This is a genomic window from Faecalibacterium sp. PGM34 (assembly GCF_054456555.1).
Genome location: NZ_CM136898.1, coordinates 1,955,614 through 1,971,118, shown reverse-complemented (window position 1 = coordinate 1,971,118; position 15,505 = coordinate 1,955,614). Strand labels below are relative to the sequence as shown.

Sequence of the window (15,505 nt, the reverse complement as noted above, 5' to 3'; positions counted from 1 at the left end):
CGCTCCCCTGCTTTTGCGGGGCACGGTGCGCGGCTATATAGACCGCAGACCATAAAGGCCTGCGGCTGCGGCTTGGTTATTATAAAAAGTTACTCTGCCTTGGGTTCTTCTGCGGGTGCCTTATCGTCCTTTTTGACCAGCGTGGTGAGCTTTTCCACCAGCTCGGGCAGCATGGTCAGGGCGCGGTCGATACTGTTGGAGCTATCCGACAGCTGGATGGTGCGCACGCAGCCATCCTTGATGACCAGAAATGCCACCGGCTGGATGTTGACACCGGCACCGGAGCCGCCGCCGAACAGATCCTTGTTGGCAGCGTTCTTGCCGTTAAAATCGGTACCGCCGGAGGCGAAACCGAAGCTCACCTTGGACACCGGCAGGATGGTGATGCCGTCCTCGGTGGTGATGGGCTTGCCGATGATGGTGTTGGAGTCCACCATCTGGTGAATTTTCTCCATCGTAACGTTCATCAGACCCTGAATAGGATGCTCTGCCATAAAACAACTCTCCTTTATTCATCCGTGCAGACGTTCGCCCGCCGGAAAGCATTCTGATATAGATTTAGTGTATCATCTTCAAATAAAAATGTCCAATACTTTTTTACGCCAGAACTCGTACAGCACCCGCACGGCGGCAATGACGATGAACAGCGCCTGCGCACCGACCCGGAAGGATACCCTGTCCTGCACAGTAGGCTGAGCACTGCCGAAATCCGGCAGAACGCGCAGCTGGTCAAATTCCAGAAAGAAAAAGCGATCCAGCACGCCAAAGGTCGGGTACAGCCATGCTTGCAGCTTGCCGTAATTGCGGGCAGCTGCGGCGGGGTCGTCCCCGCGCACGCCAAGGCAGACCGAAATCCTTGTAAAGCGGATGGCGCCAAACACTGCCCGCAGCAGCGTACCCACGCCCCGCAGCATGGTGCAGATCGCATCCAGCGTGATCTTTGCCTTTTGGCGGGGCGGCTTTTCAGCTTTAGGCTTTGCGGGCTGCGCAGCCTTTTTTTCAGCCTTTTTGCGCTTGCGCTCCGCACGCCATGCGCGGAATTTTGCTTTCAGCCTGCCGGTAAAGCCCTTGGGTTCCTCCGGCTGGGCGGGAGGTTCCGGCTTTGGGTATTGGAACACTGGAAAGGTGATGCCCAGTGCCCCGGCTTTTACGGTAAGGGTATCGTTTTGCCAGCAGACATCCGCGCAGAAGGGGCACAGCAGCAACAGCGCCGCCAGCACCAACAAAATCAGCAGCAGGATGCCCACCACCTTTAGGATGAACAGCAGACAAGCGCCCACTGCGGAAAGAACCATGCCCATGGGTCAACCCTCACTTTCGGTCGGATCATCTACCGGTGCGTCACTATGCACCGGCGGCAGGTCTGCCAGACTGGACAGACCGAACACACGCAAAAAGGTATCGGTGGTGCGAAAGCTGACCGGACGACCCGGCAGATCCAGACGTCCGGCTTCTTCGATCAGCCCCTTTTCCAGCAGACCGGACACGCTGGACGAGGAGTCCACGCCGCGCACCTGCTCGATAAAGGCGCGGGACACCGGCTGGTTATAGGCGATGACGGTCAGGGTCTCCATGGCCGCAGGGCCAAGCGGTACGGCGCGGCGGCTGTCCAGCACGCGGCGCACACAGTCCGCCCACTGGGTCTTAGTGGCCAGCTGCCACCGGGTATTCAGATGCAGCAGACACAGGCCGCTGTCCTCCCGCTGGTAGCGGGTGTGCAGGGTCTCCAGCGCAGCATCCACGCTGGACTGGGGCAGCTGCACCGCCTGTGCCAGCTTATCGGCACCTATGGGGTCGCCGCAGGCAAAAAGCATGGCCTCCACGGCGGCAAGGATTTGTTTCTGGTTCATGGGTTCTCCTTATTGCGTTCCGGGCGGGTGCGGCGCATGGTCAACGCTCCCCGGTCGTCCAGTGCGACACGTCCGCCGCGCACCAGCTCCAGCAGCGCCAGAAAGGTAGCTACGTTGGTGCTGCGGCTCTGGCTGCGGGAAAACAGCTGTTCCATCTTTGCCACGGTGCCGCCCAGCATCCGGCGCAGGATGTACACCACCCGGCTGGTGACCGATACCATGGGCGCGGTGACCAGCGGCTCAAACTGCTGCTGGGTGGGCACGCGGCGGGTCTTGGTGCGGCCCGCCAACGCCTGCCAGTAGTCCGCCAAAATCTGCGGGGCGTGGTGCAGCGCGTAGGTGTTGTCCCACTCCATCTCCATGGGGCGGCGCACGAACACCGGGGCAGCCTCCCCTTTTGCGCGCAGCAACTCTGCCATGCGGCGGCACTGGTCGTACTCGATGAGCTGGCCGGTGAGCTCCTGCTTCATGCGCTCGCCCTCTTCGCTGCGGGGCAGCAGCAGAAAGCTTTTCATCTCCACCAGATGCGCTGCCATTTCAATGAAAGCACTGGCAGTCTCGGGGTCAGGGTCGGCCTGCTCCACGGTACGGGTGTACTGGTCGATAAGCTGCAAAATGGGAATGTTGTGCAGGTCCATCTTATGTTTTGCCACCAGCGCCAGCAATAATTCCAGCGGGCCTTCAAAATCCTCCAGATGGAAGGTCAATTCCTCTGCCACTCAGATCACCGCCCCAAGGCTGCTGGCATAAACGGCGTAGGCGATCTTATCGATATACCCGGTGCCCGCGCCCAAAAGCGACCACACCACGTTGTTCAGGTAATACAGCGGCACATCCAGAAAGCCGCCCCAAACCGCTGCCAGCATAATGATCATGATATATTTTTCGTACCGCATCAGGCCAAAGTAGATGCGCTGCGGCAGCGCAACCAGCAGAATGCGGCTGCCGTCCAGCGGCGGCACGGGGATCAGGTTGAACACCGCAAGGCTCACGTTCATCAGCACCAGATACCGCAAAAACATGGCAATGTAAATGGTGGCATTATTGACCGGTGCCCAGTAGTACATCACCTTCCACGCCACCATGCCAAGGTAAGCCAGCACAAGGTTTGTCACAGGGCCTGCCAGTGCAGTGAGCGCCATGCCCCACTTAGGGTTTTTGAAGTTGCGGGGGTTGGTGGACACAGGCTTTGCCCAGCCCACGCCCGCGAACACCATGCACAGCGTGCCCAGCAGGTCAAAGTGGGCAAAGGGATTCAGCGAAAGACGCCCCTCGCGTTTGGCGGTGGCATCGCCCAGCAGCCATGCTGCCAGTGCATGGCCGGCCTCGTGGAACGGGATGGCCACCAGCGCCACCAGTGCGCGGATAATATAATAGGTTGCCTGTGCGGTCATGTAAATCTCCTGTCAAAACGAATTTCTTCCTTTATAATACTATTTTTTTGTGCCCTGCACAAGCCCCACAGCGCCGGGAATACAAAAAGCTGCAAGAAATTTAAAAAAGGGCTTGCTTTTTCTTTGTATCTCTGGTAAAATGGTCAAGCTGATTATTTTGATTCCATACTTCACTGTAGGAGGTGCAATTACCATGGCTAAGTGTGAATGCTGCGGCAAGGGTGTTACCTTTGGTATCAAGGTCTCTCACTCTCATCGCCGTTCCAACCGTACCTGGAAGCCGAATGTCCGTCGTGTCAAGGCGGTCGTGGAGGGCTCTCCCAAGTATGTCTACGCATGCTCCCGTTGCCTGCGCGCTGGCAAAGTTACCCGCGCTGTCTAATTTGGCGTATGTGGCCGGTCACTTTGTCGAGTGGCCGGCTTTTTTATTTGCCGCAAGGAGAGGAATAAAATGTCTTTGCCTGTTGATCCCATCATGCTGCTGAGCGTGGTGAATCTGAAACTGCGGGATCAGTATAAGGATCTCGATGCGCTGTGCGAGGATCTGGAGGCCGATAAGGCCGGTTTGTGCGCAAAGCTGCACGCTGTGGGCTACGATTATGACCCGAAGCGCAACCAGTTTGTCTGATTATAGCTTCCAAATCCGGCACCGGTGCGCAGCGACTGTGCCCGGGCCGGTGAATGATAAAATAAGGAGTGCTTGATTTATGATCCAGGGTATCTATTACAAAGAGTGGAGCACGGTTCTTGGCCGTGAGATGGAGTTCAAGGTGTACGGCCATGCCGGTGTGCCGGTGCTGGCACTGCCCGCCCGCGGTGGCCGTTTTTATGACTGGGAGAACAACGGAATGCCCGACGCCATTGCCCAGCTGCTGAACGAGGGCAAGTTGCAGCTGTTCTGCGCAGATGCCGTGGACGGCGAGGGCCTGTTGAACGGTGATCTGCCCCAGCGCCGCCGCGCCGAGCTGCAGGAGAAGTATTTCGTCTACCTGAGCGCTGAGCTGGCACCCCGCATTCTGACCCTGAACAACGCCAAAAAGGGCGCCCGGATCTGGACTGCCGGTGTAGACTTGGGCGCTTACCACGCCGTCCACTGCCGTCTGCGCCGCCCCACCCTGTTTGCCGGTGCTGTGGGCATGGGCGGCATCTACGACTTGACCCGCTTCTGGGGCACCGACAGCGACGACATGGTGCTGCGCTGCTCTCCCCTTGCTTACCTGCAAGAGAACGGCATTGCCAACAAGCTGGCACTGACCAAGGCAGAAGAGAACAATCTGATCCTCTGCGCCGGTCAGGGCGCTTACGAGGGCGACGCACTGGACGACACACAGGCACTGGCTGATCTGCTGAAGGATCAGGGAATGCCCGCACATCTGGAGATCTGGGGCGGCGACGTTTCCCACGACTGGTACTGGTGGGGCAAAATGTGGAGCCTGTTTGCACCGCGCATTCTGGAAGTAAAGTAAGAGCTTACAACGAGGGAAAGCCTGCGGGGCTTCCCTCGTTTTCTTATGTGCAGCGGTTTTGAGTGACCCTCGCGTGCGCTCCGGCCATGTTCAGCGGAATTTTATCTTTTGATTTATGGTTCAGAAACATCTGTGGCGTTTCTGAACCATTTTTGTCTGCTGCATTATTTAAATTTCATTTCCTACTTGAATTGTCGGATATTGTGTGCTATACTGCTGTTGCAAGAAAATATACCCCATGGGGGTTTATGAAAGGAGTGTTTCCCGTATGGAAGAGAGCAAAAAGCACTGTTGTTGCTGCGATGATGCGCCGGAAGCGGACATTGTGGCAGATACTGCTGTCCCCTGCTGCTGCCGCCACAAAGAGCGCAGCCCGGAGGAATACAAAGCCCTGCTCAACCGACTGAACCGCATTGAAGGGCAGGTGCGGGGCATCCGTGGGATGCTGGAAAAGGATGCCTACTGTGTGGACATTTTGGTACAGGTGGCCGCAGCCAATGCGGCGCTGAACAGTTTTTCCCGGGAATTGCTGGCGCAGCACATCGGCAGCTGCGTGGCGGATGACCTGCGTGCCGGCAGCAACGAAAAGCTGGAAGAACTGCTCCGGCTGCTGCCCAAGCTAATGAAATGACCGCCTGCCGGGCAGACTGACCACAAGGAGAAAAAACAATGGAACAATTCAATGTTACCGGCATGAGCTGCGCGGCCTGCTCTGCCCGGGTGGAAAAGGCCGTAAAGAGCGTGCCGGGCGTCACCGGCTGTTCGGTAAGCCTGCTGACCAACTCCATGGGGGTGGAGGGCACCGCAGAGGATGCTGCCATTATCCACGCCGTGGAGCAGGCCGGTTACGGTGCAAGCCTCAAAAAGGCCGCCGCAGCCGCCAGTACCAGCGCAGAGCTGGACGCATTGGCTGACCACGAAACGCCCAAGCTGAAACGGCGGCTCATCGCCTCGCTGGGCTTTTTGCTGGTATTGATGTATTTTTCCATGGGACACATGATGTGGGGCTGGCCGCTGCCCCGCTGGTTTGACGGCAATCACATTGCCATGGGGCTGGTACAGTTGCTGCTGGCGGGCATCGTGATGGTAATCAACCAGAAGTTTTTCATCAACGGCTTCAAGGGGCTGGTGCACCGCTCCCCTAACATGGATACGCTGGTGGCTATGGGCTCGATGGCAAGCTTTGTGTGGAGCACCTACGCCCTGTTTGCCATGACCGATGCGCAGCTGCACGGCAACGAGGAACTGGTCATGCACTACATGATGGAGTTCTATTTTGAGTCTGCCGCCATGATTTTGACCCTCATCACGGTGGGCAAGATGCTGGAAGCGCGCTCCAAGGGCAAGACCACCGATGCGCTCAAAAGCCTGATGAAGCTTGCCCCCAAGACCGCCACCCTGCTGCGGGACGGCATCGAAGTGACCGTGCCCATTGAGCAGGTGCAGAAGGAAGATGTCTTTGTGGTGCGTCCGGGCGAGAACATCCCGGTGGATGGTATTGTGCTGGAGGGCAGCAGCGCCGTGAACGAGAGTGCCCTGACCGGCGAGAGCATCCCGGTGGACAAGGCCGTGGGCGATAAGGTAAGCGCTGCCACCACCAACCAGTCCGGCTATTTGCAGTGCCGCGCTACCCGTGTGGGCGAGGACACCACGCTGGCACAGATCATCCGCATGGTCAGCGATGCCGCTGCCACAAAAGCCCCCATTGCTAAGATCGCAGATACCGTATCCGGCTTTTTCGTGCCTGCGGTCATCAGCATTGCGGTAGTTACCACCCTTGTCTGGCTGCTGCTGGGGCGGGATGTAGGCTACGCGCTGGCGCGGGGCATCTCAGTGCTGGTCATCAGCTGCCCCTGTGCGCTGGGACTTGCAACGCCGGTGGCTATTATGGTAGGCAACGGCTTGGGCGCGAAAAACGGCATCCTGTTCAAGACCGCTGCGGCGTTGGAGGAGGCCGGGCGTACCCGCATCGTGGCGCTGGACAAGACCGGCACCATTACCTGCGGTGAACCTACTGTCACCGACCTTCTGCCCGCTGTGGGCGTGACCGAGACCGAGCTGCTCACGCTGGCAGCCGCGCTGGAGGGTCGCAGTGAGCACCCGCTGGCGCGGGCAGTGCTGGCCTATGCGGAGGAAAAGCAACTGGAGCTGCCCTCTGTTACCGATTTTACTGCCCTGCCGGGCAACGGCCTTATCGCCAAGCTGGAGGGTAAGGAGATCTTTGGCGGCAACGCTGCTTTTATTAGCACAAAGGTCGCTATCTCTGCTGCGCTGCAAACGCAGGCTGCTGCACTGGCTGCGCAGGGTAAAACGCCCCTCTTCTTTGGCGGCGCTGGCCGTCTGCTGGGCGTTATCGCGGTAGCTGATACTATCAAAGAGGACAGCCCGCAGGCCATCCGGGAGCTGCGGAACATGGGCATCCGGGTAGTGATGCTGACCGGCGACAACCAGCGCACCGCTGAAGCCATCGGCCGGCAGGCCGGTGTGGACGAGGTGATCGCCGGGGTGCTGCCGGAGGGCAAGGAGGCCGTTATCCGGCAGCTCCAAAAGTACGGCAAGGTGGCTATGGTGGGCGACGGCATCAACGACGCCCCTGCCCTGACCCGCGCTGACACCGGCATTGCCATCGGTGCAGGCACGGACGTAGCCATTGACGCTGCGGACGTGGTACTGATGAACTCCAAGCTGTCGGACGTGCCCGCCGCCATCCGGCTGAGCCGCGCTTCTCTGCGTAACATCCACGAAAACCTGTTCTGGGCGTTCATCTATAACATCATCGGCATTCCGCTGGCAGCCGGTGTGTTCATTCCCTTGGGGCTGACGCTGAACCCCATGTTCGGTGCAGCTGCCATGAGCCTTTCCAGCTTCTGCGTAGTGAGCAACGCCTTGCGGCTGAACCTGTTCGACCTGCACACCGCAAAGCGTGACCACCCGCCCAAACACGTCCCTGCCCTGCCCGCCGCCCTTGTGCAGCCCGCAGCGGAGGAAGATACAACTCAAAAGGAGGAGACTGCTATGAAAAAGACCCTGACCGTAGAAGGCATGATGTGCCCCCACTGTGAAGCCCGCGTCAAGAAGGCGCTGGAGGCTCTGCCGCAGGTGGACGAGGCTGTTGTCAGCCACGAAGCTGGTACTGCCATCGTCACCCTGAACGCTGAAGTAGACGATGAGGTACTGAAGAAGGCCGTAGAGGCGCAGGACTACCCTGTTACCGGCATCCAGTAAGGCGAAAAAGCAAAGGGCAGCTGCGCGGATTTCTGCGCAGCTGCCTTTTTTGTAGCGGGACGATTTTGAATGCACGCCGCGTTCGCTTTGCGCACCTTCAGAGCAAGGATTCTTTTTTATTTTGGAGCACCGAAGCGTCCACAGACACTCCGGTGCTCCATTTGTACGGAAGAAGTTGTCCCCGGCTGGGACGCAAAAAGCCCGCTGCAAGGCGGAATGTCCTTGCAGCGGGCAACATAGATAACCGGGGAACCCTTATCAAACTTCGGTGTTGAAGTAGCGCTTCAGCAGGCCCTCGAAGCCGCGGCCGTGACGAGCCTCGTCCTTTGCCATCTCATGGACGGTGTCGTGGATAGCGTCCAGATTCAGCGCCTTAGCCTTCTTGGCCAGATCCATCTTACCGGCGCAGGCGCCGCACTCGGCCTCAGCACGCATCATCAGGTTCTTCTTGGTGCTGTCGGTCACGACCTCGCCCAGCAGCTCTGCAAAGCGGGATGCGTGGTCAGCCTCTTCGTAAGCATAGCGCTTGTAGGCCTCGGCGATTTCAGGGTAGCCCTCACGCTCTGCCACGCGAGACATAGCCAGATACATACCGACCTCGCTGCACTCGCCCTCGAAGTTTGCGCGCAGACCATCAACGATCTCCTGCGGCACGCCCTCTGCCTTGCCGATGCCAACAACATGCTCGGTGACATAGGTGTTGCCCTTCTTCTCCACAAAAGCGGAAGCGGGAGCCTTGCAAACGGGGCACTGAGCGGGAATCTCACCCTCAGCGATATAACCACAAACGGTGCAAACGTATTTCTTCATAAGAACTTACCTCCATTCGATCTGTTAAAAACGATACAGGACGGAAACCACCCGCCTGTTGCTTCTATGCTGGGCAGCCGCGCTGCCGGGTATAGAAAGAGCCATGGAGAGGAGCTTTGTGTACTTCCCTTTCCATGGCTCTATTATAGCGAATAATTCCTAGCTAGTCAAGTATATTTTTAAGAATTATTCCTATTTATTGAAATCTGGCATGATGTCCAAATTTCCTTACAGAAAACTGGATGCATTCCCGAGGATCAGACCTGCAGGTTGCCGCTGGTAGCAGCATCAGAACCGGCAGTGGCGTCAAACTCGTAGTCGTTGCCGGGCAGGATGGCGTTGAGCAGGATACCTGCAATCGCAGCCACAGCCAGACCGGACAGGTTGATGGTGACGCTGCCAACGGTAAAGCCAACGCCGCCCACAGAGTTGAAGCCCAGTGCGCACACCAGAATGACGGCGGCAACGATCAGGTTGCGGCTGTTGGTGAAGTCCACGCGGTTCTCCACCACGTTGCGCACACCGATGGCAGAGATCATGCCATACAGCACGAAGCTGATACCGCCAATGATGCCGGTAGGGATGGTGTTGATGACGGCCTCAAACTTGGGGCTGAAGCTCAGGATGATAGCCAGCACAGCGGCAATGCGGATGACCAGCGGGTCGTAGATTTTGCTCAGTGCCAGCACGCCGGTATTCTCGCCGTAGGTGGTGTTGGCGGGGCCGCCCAGCAGACCGGCCATGGTGGTAGCCAAACCATCGCCCATCAGGGTGCGGTTCAGGCCGGGGTCATTGATATAGTTGTGGCCAACGGTGGCGCTGATGGCGGCAATATCGCCGACGTGCTCCATCATGGTAGCCAGTGCAATGGGAATGATGGTGAACAGAGCACTGATGAACTCCGGGCTGCCATCAATGGCAAACAGACCCATAGCCTCCTTGTGCAGAGGGATGCCCAGCCAGGCGGCCTCGGAGATCTTCTGGAAATCCACTGCGCCGGTGACCAGTGCCACAGCGTAGGCGACCAGCACACCGATGAGAATGGGCAGGATCTTGACCATGCCCTTGCCCCAAATGTTGCACACGATGACAGTGCCCAGCGCCACAAAGGCCAACAGCCAGTTGGACTGGCAGTTGGTGATGGCAGAGGGGGCAAGGATCAGGCCGATGGAGATGATGATGGGGCCGGTGACCACCGGCGGGAAGAACTTCATGATGCGGCGGATGCCAAAGGTGGAGATCAGCAGGCTGGCCACCAGATAGACCAGACCCGAGAACGCAATGGCAGCGCAGGCATACGGCAGCATCTTGGTGTTGGCAACGGTCAGGTTGCCGTCGGCATCAGCCAGCATGGGAGCCACAATGGAAAAGCCGCCCAGATACGCAAAGGAGGAGCCGAGGAATGCCGGGACCTTCTTTTTGGTAATGAGGTGGAACAGCAGCGTGCCCAGACCGGCACACAGCAGAGTGGTGGAAACGCTCAGGCCGGTGAGCAGCGGCACCAGAACCGTTGCGCCAAACATGGCAAACATATGCTGCACACCCAGAATAAACATTCTGCCAGTGCCCAACTTTTTGGCGTCGTATATGCCCTTGGAGTAATCGATCTTTTCGCTCATAGAAAACCTCCTGTACTGTTATTCCCAAAAAAAGAGGCATTGCCGTTAAAACAGCAGTGCCTCTGAATTTCAGGAACAAGACCTCCACACAAAAATGGGAAAGAAGCAGCTATGCAGTCGCTCGCGCTTGAACATTGTGCTCCTCCCCTTCTTTTTGTGTTCCTTCCAACAACCGGAACCGCTCCGGCAAGGCAGCAGCAGCGCTGCGGCCTTTTTAATAAGTATAGCAGATTTTAGGATTTCCAGCAAGGTGTTGACAGCTTTTTCTTGCCGGTTACACTGTGCCGTGGGCTGCGGGGGTTGCGCTTTTGGACGGAATGCCCTATAATAGAGCCTGTTCTTATTTCCTACCATTATAATGTGTTGATATTACAGGAGGCTTTATGCTCTATCTGGATTACTCTGCCAACACCCCTGTGGACGAGGAGGTGCTACATTGCTTCTGCGAAGCTGAGCGGCGCTACCCGGGCAATGCCAATGCCCACCATCAGGCAGGCGCTGCCGCAAAGGCTGCTATAAACGAGGCGACCCGCAGCATTGCCCGCTGTCTGGGCGCACCGCCTGCGGGCATCATCTATACCTCCGGTGCAAGCGAAGCCAACAACCTTGCCGTGAAGGGGCTGGCAGCGCTGGGAGGTACAGCGGGCAGGCATATCCTCTCTACCCCGCTGGAGCATTCGTCCGTCAGCGGCAGTCTGGAGGCGCTCCAAAAGAAGGGATATGAGGTGGAACTGCTGGACATCCTGTCGGACGGTACAGTGGACCTTGCAGACCTGAAAAAGCGGCTGCGACCGGACACTGTGCTGGTTGCTGTGACCGCTGTGGACAGCGAGTTGGGCGTAGTGCAGCCCATTGCGGAGATTGCAGAGCTTTTAAAGGCGTATCCCAACTGCCATTTCCATGTGGACGCCACGCAGGCTGTGGGGAAAATTCCTGTGCAGTTTGAGGGCATGGACACCATGAGCCTGACAGCACATAAGTTTTACGGGCTCAACGGCATCGGTGTGCTGATAAAACGGCTGGGGCTGGCACTGCCGCCCCTTATCCACGGCGGAGAGAGCACTACTCCCTACCGCAGCGGTACGCCTACCGTAGCGCTTGCCTGCTCACTGGCGCAGGCCTTGGAAAAAGCTACTGCGGAGCTGCCCGCCCGCGTCGCAACTGTGCGCAGCCTGAACGACCGGCTGCGCACAGAGCTTTCCCGCTATCCAAAAGTGCGCATCAACAGCCCGGCAAACGCTGTACCGCACATCTTGAACCTGAGCGTGCAGGGCGTAAAGGGTAGTGTATTCCAGCGGGAGCTGGACGCACGCGGGGTGTGCGTCTCAGTCAAATCCGCCTGTTCGTCCGATGGACTGCCCTCCCGCGCGGTGCTGGCGGTCAGTCAGGATCGGCGCAATGCCCTTTCCTCTTGGCGCATCAGCCTGAGCCACCTTACCACAGAGGAGGAAGTGACCGGCTTTCTGCACGCCTTTGCAGACTGCTACAACACCCTGACCCGGTAAAGGAGCTGTGAAACAAAGCCGTTTGTAGCTGCCATAAACAAACAAAAAGACCTTCCCGCTCTCCGGAACGGGAAGGTCTTTATAAATTGCTAATTAGCCTTGGAACTTACGTTTAAGGACAAAATCACTCAATGATCTTGCCAACAACGCCGGAACCAACGGTACGGCCACCCTCACGGATAGCGAAACGCAGGCCCTCTTCCATAGCAACGGGGGTCAGCAGCTCAACGTGCATCATGACGTTATCGCCGGGCATGCACATCTCGGTGCCTTCGGGCAGGGTGATGATGCCGGTCACGTCAGTGGTACGGAAGTAGAACTGAGGACGATAGTTGGAGAAGAAGGGAGTGTGACGGCCGCCTTCGTCCTTGGTCAGGACGTAAACCTGAGCCTCAAAGACGTTGTGGGGATGCACAGAACCGGGCTTAGCCAGAACCTGACCACGCTCGACCTGGGAACGATCAACACCACGCAGCAGAGCGCCGATGTTATCGCCAGCCTCAGCGAAGTCCAGAGACTTACGGAACATCTCCAGACCGGTGATGGTGGTGTTCAGACGGTCGGGCTTGATGCCGACGATCTCCATAGCGTCGCCAACCTTGGCCATACCACGCTCAACACGACCGGTAGCAACGGTACCACGGCCAGAAATGGTCATGACATCCTCGATGGGCATCAGGAAGGGCTTGTCCTCCTCACGATCCGGGTTGGGGATGTAGGAGTCAACAGCGTCCATCAGCTCCTTGATGCATGCGTAAGCGGGATCCTCGGGATCGTTGGGAGCCTCCAGAGCCTTCAGAGCGGAACCACGAATGATCGGGGTGTCATCGCCCGGGAAGTCGTACTCGCTCAGCAGCTCACGGATCTCCATCTCGACCAGATCCAGCAGCTCTTCGTCGTCGACCATATCGCACTTGTTCATGAACACGACGATATAGGGCACGCCGACCTGACGAGCCAGCAGGATGTGCTCACGGGTCTGGGGCATGGGACCATCGGTAGCAGCAACGACCAGGATAGCGCCGTCCATCTGAGCAGCACCGGTGATCATATTCTTAACGTAGTCAGCATGGCCCGGGCAGTCAACGTGAGCGTAGTGACGAGCCTCGGTCTGGTACTCGACGTGAGCGGAGTTGATCGTGATACCACGAGCGCGCTCCTCGGGAGCCTTATCGATGTTAGCGTAGTCCATGAACTCTGCATCACCCTTCAGAGCCAGGTACTTGGTGATAGCAGCGGTCAGAGTGGTCTTGCCGTGGTCAACGTGACCGATGGTGCCGATGTTAACATGCGGCTTAGAACGGTCGAACTTTGCCTTTTCAGCCATTGGAATATCCTCCCTTAATTTAGGTTTTGATATTGGTTACAACAACCCTGCAAAATGCAGACATTGCACTGCAAGGCTATTCTACTAAATTTGTCCTGTAAAATCAAGTGCTTTTACAGGAAATTTTGCCGGAGTTACACTACCCCGGCAAAATTCTTATGCTTTACAGCGCTTAGCCCTTGGTACGGCCAGCAATGATCTGGTCAGCAATGTTCTTGGGAACCGGCTCATAGTGAGAGGGCTCCATAACATACTGGCCACGACCCTGAGTCTTGGAACGCAGGTCGGTAGCGTAGCCGAACATCTGAGCCAGAGGCACAAATGCGTTGACACGCTGGGTACCAGCCATAGCTTCCATGCCCTGGATCTGACCACGGCGAGCGTTCAGATCGCCGATAACATCGCCCAGATACTCATCGGGAACGATAACAGCAACCTTCATGATGGGCTCGGTGATGATAGGATCAGCCTTGCGCATAGCATCCTTGAATGCCATAGAACCAGCGATGGAGAAGGCCATTTCAGAGGAGTCTACCTCATGATAAGAACCATCCCACAGGGTGACCTTGACATCAACAACAGGATAGCCTGCCAGAACGCCAGCCTTCATAGCCCCCTGAATACCGTTGTCGATAGCAGGGATGTATTCCTTCGGGATAGCGCCGCCAACGATAGCATTGACGAACTCGTAACCCTTGCCGGCCTCGTTGGGCTCGATCTTGATCTTGACGTGACCGTACTGGCCCTTACCACCGGACTGACGTGCGTACTTGGTCTCCTGGTTGGCCTCCTTGCGGATGGTCTCACGGTAAGCAACCTGGGGTGCACCCACGTTTGCCTCAACCTTGAACTCACGCAGCAGACGGTCAACGATGATCTCCAGATGCAGCTCGCCCATACCAGCAATGATGGTCTGGCCGGTCTCTTCATCGGTGTAGGTCTTGAAGGTCGGATCCTCTTCGGCCAGCTTTGCCAGCGCAATGCCCATCTTCTCGTTACCAGCCTTGGTCTTAGGCTCGATGGCAACGCGGATAACGGGCTCGGGGAACTTCATGGACTCCAGAATGATGGGATGATTCTCATCACACAGAGTATCACCAGTGGTGGTGTTCTTCAGACCGACAACAGCAGCAATATCACCTGCATAGCAGCAGTCGATATCCTTGCGGTGGTTGGAGTGCATCTGCAGGATGCGGCCCATACGTTCCTTGTTGTCCTTCACGGAGTTGTAAACAGTAGTACCTGCCTCAACCTTACCGGAGTACACACGGAAGTATGCCAGCTTGCCAACGAACGGGTCAGTAGCGATCTTGAAGGCCAAAGCTGCGAAGGGAGCATCGTCGGAAGACGGACGAGTCTCCTGCTCTTCAGTCTCAGGATTTACGCCCTTGATGTCCTCAACATCGGTAGGAGCGGGCATATAGTCAACGATAGCGTCCAGCAGCTTCTGCACGCCGCGGTTCTTGTAGGAAGAGCCGCAGACGACGGGAACCAGAGTATTTGCAATGGTTTCCTTGCGGATAGCAGCCTTCAGTTCCTCACGGGTGATTTCCTCGCCCTCAAGGTACTTCTCCATCAGCTCTTCGTCGTTCTCGGCAACAGCCTCGACCAGAATGTTATGATACTCTTCAGCCTGCTCGACCATATCCTCGGGGATGGGCTCGGTGCGCATGTCGTTGCCCATGTCATCGTAGTAGACCTCAGCGTTCATATCGACCAGGTCAACGATACCACGGAAGGTATCCTCCTGACCGATCGGCAGCTGGATGGCCACGCCGTTGGCGTGCAGACGATCATGCAGCATCTTGATGCAGCGGAAGAAGTCAGCACCCATGGTGTCCATCTTGTTGACGTACACCATACGGGGGACTTTGTATTCATCAGCCTGACGCCAAACGGTCTCAGACTGAGGCTCGACACCACCCTTTGCGGCCAGAACGGTCACAGAACCGTCCAGAACGCGCAGAGAACGCTGAACCTCAACAGTGAAGTCCACGTGGCCCGGAGTGTCGATAATGTTGATGCGGTGACGATTCTTCTTGAACGCGACCGGATCCTTCTGGGTCTCGGAGTGAGACCAGTAGCAGGTGGTAGCAGCGGAAGTGATGGTGATACCACGCTCCTGCTCCTGAACCATCCAGTCCATGGTGGCACCGCCATCGTGAACCTCACCAATCTTATGGTTGATACCGGTGTAGTACAGGATACGCTCGGTAGTGGTCGTCTTGCCGGCATCGATATGAGCCATAATGCCGATATTTCTCGTCATCTGAAGAGAAACTTCTCTGGGTGTAGCCATGAAATTAACC

At 57.2% G+C, this 15,505-nt stretch carries 15 protein-coding genes; 6 read left to right on the top strand and 9 right to left on the bottom strand.

The features are described 5' to 3' along the window. Window positions 1-89 precede the first annotated feature (89 nt). The 5 genes from ytfJ to ACXPUX_RS09180 all read right to left on the bottom strand — a co-directional run bounded on the left by ytfJ (window position 90) and on the right by ACXPUX_RS09180 (window position 3,244). Window positions 90-494, bottom strand: coding sequence for a GerW family sporulation protein (gene ytfJ, locus ACXPUX_RS09200; protein WP_015538459.1), 405 nt, complete (start codon window positions 492-494; stop codon window positions 90-92). A 78-nt stretch (window positions 495-572) separates the two neighbouring features. After that, on the bottom strand, window positions 573-1,301 hold the full coding sequence (locus ACXPUX_RS09195; protein ID WP_458828047.1) for a DUF2953 domain-containing protein: 729 nt from the start codon (window positions 1,299-1,301) through the stop codon (window positions 573-575). Window positions 1,302-1,304: 3 nt separating this feature from the next. Then, window positions 1,305-1,850: an SMC-Scp complex subunit ScpB gene (gene scpB, locus ACXPUX_RS09190; protein WP_458828046.1), complete on the bottom strand. Its 546-nt coding sequence runs from the start codon at window positions 1,848-1,850 to the stop codon at window positions 1,305-1,307. Further along, window positions 1,847-2,569 carry a segregation and condensation protein A gene (locus tag ACXPUX_RS09185; RefSeq protein WP_458828045.1) on the bottom strand — a complete coding sequence of 241 codons (723 nt, stop codon included), beginning with the start codon at window positions 2,567-2,569 and terminating at the stop codon, window positions 1,847-1,849. The genes scpB and ACXPUX_RS09185 overlap by 4 nt, the downstream gene beginning before the upstream one ends. Next, window positions 2,570-3,244 (bottom strand): site-2 protease family protein, encoded by a 675-nt coding sequence (locus ACXPUX_RS09180; protein ID WP_458828044.1) that lies wholly within the window; start codon window positions 3,242-3,244, stop codon window positions 2,570-2,572. Window positions 3,245-3,437: 193 nt separating this feature from the next. Here ACXPUX_RS09180 and rpmB point away from each other — a divergent pair, with 193 nt between their 5' ends. The 5 genes from rpmB (at window position 3,438) to ACXPUX_RS09155 (ending at window position 7,935) form a co-directional block, all read left to right on the top strand. Further along, window positions 3,438-3,626: a 50S ribosomal protein L28 gene (gene rpmB, locus ACXPUX_RS09175; protein WP_080545321.1), complete on the top strand. Its 189-nt coding sequence runs from the start codon at window positions 3,438-3,440 to the stop codon at window positions 3,624-3,626. Window positions 3,627-3,695: 69 nt separating this feature from the next. Then, window positions 3,696-3,872, top strand: a complete 177-nt coding sequence (locus ACXPUX_RS09170) for a DUF4250 domain-containing protein (protein ID WP_458828043.1) — start codon at window positions 3,696-3,698, stop codon at window positions 3,870-3,872. Between the two features lie 79 nt (window positions 3,873-3,951). After that, window positions 3,952-4,710, top strand: a complete 759-nt coding sequence (locus ACXPUX_RS09165; RefSeq protein ID WP_458828042.1) for an esterase family protein — start codon at window positions 3,952-3,954, stop codon at window positions 4,708-4,710. Between the two features lie 268 nt (window positions 4,711-4,978). Next, complete coding sequence (locus ACXPUX_RS09160; protein ID WP_458828041.1) at window positions 4,979-5,341, top strand: metal-sensing transcriptional repressor; 363 nt, start codon at window positions 4,979-4,981, stop codon at window positions 5,339-5,341. 38 nt (window positions 5,342-5,379) lie between these two features. Continuing rightward, window positions 5,380-7,935: a heavy metal translocating P-type ATPase gene (locus tag ACXPUX_RS09155; protein ID WP_458828040.1), complete on the top strand. Its 2,556-nt coding sequence runs from the start codon at window positions 5,380-5,382 to the stop codon at window positions 7,933-7,935. 258 nt (window positions 7,936-8,193) lie between these two features. Here ACXPUX_RS09155 and ACXPUX_RS09150 read toward each other — a convergent pair whose 3' ends face one another. Next, window positions 8,194-8,745 (bottom strand): ferritin family protein, encoded by a 552-nt coding sequence (locus tag ACXPUX_RS09150; protein ID WP_458828039.1) that lies wholly within the window; start codon window positions 8,743-8,745, stop codon window positions 8,194-8,196. Between the two features lie 257 nt (window positions 8,746-9,002). Continuing rightward, window positions 9,003-10,364 carry a uracil-xanthine permease family protein gene (locus ACXPUX_RS09145; protein ID WP_458828038.1) on the bottom strand — a complete coding sequence of 454 codons (1,362 nt, stop codon included), beginning with the start codon at window positions 10,362-10,364 and terminating at the stop codon, window positions 9,003-9,005. A 383-nt stretch (window positions 10,365-10,747) separates the two neighbouring features. Between ACXPUX_RS09145 and ACXPUX_RS09140 the strand changes: the two genes are divergently transcribed. Next, entirely contained in the window at window positions 10,748-11,869 is a 1,122-nt protein-coding gene (locus ACXPUX_RS09140) for a cysteine desulfurase family protein (protein ID WP_458828037.1), read from the top strand. Between the two features lie 124 nt (window positions 11,870-11,993). Here ACXPUX_RS09140 and tuf read toward each other — a convergent pair whose 3' ends face one another. Then, the gene (gene tuf / locus ACXPUX_RS09135) at window positions 11,994-13,196 is read right to left on the bottom strand and encodes an elongation factor Tu (RefSeq protein WP_458828036.1); all 1,203 of its coding nucleotides are present in this window, start codon (window positions 13,194-13,196) and stop codon (window positions 11,994-11,996) included. Between the two features lie 172 nt (window positions 13,197-13,368). Continuing rightward, window positions 13,369-15,495 (bottom strand): elongation factor G, encoded by a 2,127-nt coding sequence (gene fusA, locus ACXPUX_RS09130; RefSeq protein ID WP_458828035.1) that lies wholly within the window; start codon window positions 15,493-15,495, stop codon window positions 13,369-13,371. Window positions 15,496-15,505: the final 10 nt, after the last annotated feature.

What these genes read in the sequence shown, in the direction of transcription:
- ACXPUX_RS09140 (WP_458828037.1), top strand. Translation starts at nt 10,748, where the DNA reads ATGCTCTATCTGGATTACTCTGCCAACACCCCTGTGGACGAGGAGGTG.
- ACXPUX_RS09155 (WP_458828040.1), top strand. Translation starts at nt 5,380, where the DNA reads ATGGAACAATTCAATGTTACCGGCATGAGCTGCGCGGCCTGCTCTGCC.
- rpmB (WP_080545321.1), top strand. Translation starts at nt 3,438, where the DNA reads ATGGCTAAGTGTGAATGCTGCGGCAAGGGTGTTACCTTTGGTATCAAG.
- ACXPUX_RS09170 (WP_458828043.1), top strand. Translation starts at nt 3,696, where the DNA reads ATGTCTTTGCCTGTTGATCCCATCATGCTGCTGAGCGTGGTGAATCTG.
- fusA (WP_458828035.1), bottom strand. Translation starts at nt 15,495, where the DNA reads ATGGCTACACCCAGAGAAGTTTCTCTTCAGATGACGAGAAATATCGGC.
- ytfJ (WP_015538459.1), bottom strand. Translation starts at nt 494, where the DNA reads ATGGCAGAGCATCCTATTCAGGGTCTGATGAACGTTACGATGGAGAAA.
- tuf (WP_458828036.1), bottom strand. Translation starts at nt 13,196, where the DNA reads ATGGCTGAAAAGGCAAAGTTCGACCGTTCTAAGCCGCATGTTAACATC.
- ACXPUX_RS09160 (WP_458828041.1), top strand. Translation starts at nt 4,979, where the DNA reads ATGGAAGAGAGCAAAAAGCACTGTTGTTGCTGCGATGATGCGCCGGAA.
- ACXPUX_RS09145 (WP_458828038.1), bottom strand. Translation starts at nt 10,364, where the DNA reads ATGAGCGAAAAGATCGATTACTCCAAGGGCATATACGACGCCAAAAAG.
- scpB (WP_458828046.1), bottom strand. Translation starts at nt 1,850, where the DNA reads ATGAACCAGAAACAAATCCTTGCCGCCGTGGAGGCCATGCTTTTTGCC.
- ACXPUX_RS09180 (WP_458828044.1), bottom strand. Translation starts at nt 3,244, where the DNA reads ATGACCGCACAGGCAACCTATTATATTATCCGCGCACTGGTGGCGCTG.
- ACXPUX_RS09150 (WP_458828039.1), bottom strand. Translation starts at nt 8,745, where the DNA reads ATGAAGAAATACGTTTGCACCGTTTGTGGTTATATCGCTGAGGGTGAG.
- ACXPUX_RS09165 (WP_458828042.1), top strand. Translation starts at nt 3,952, where the DNA reads ATGATCCAGGGTATCTATTACAAAGAGTGGAGCACGGTTCTTGGCCGT.
- ACXPUX_RS09195 (WP_458828047.1), bottom strand. Translation starts at nt 1,301, where the DNA reads ATGGGCATGGTTCTTTCCGCAGTGGGCGCTTGTCTGCTGTTCATCCTA.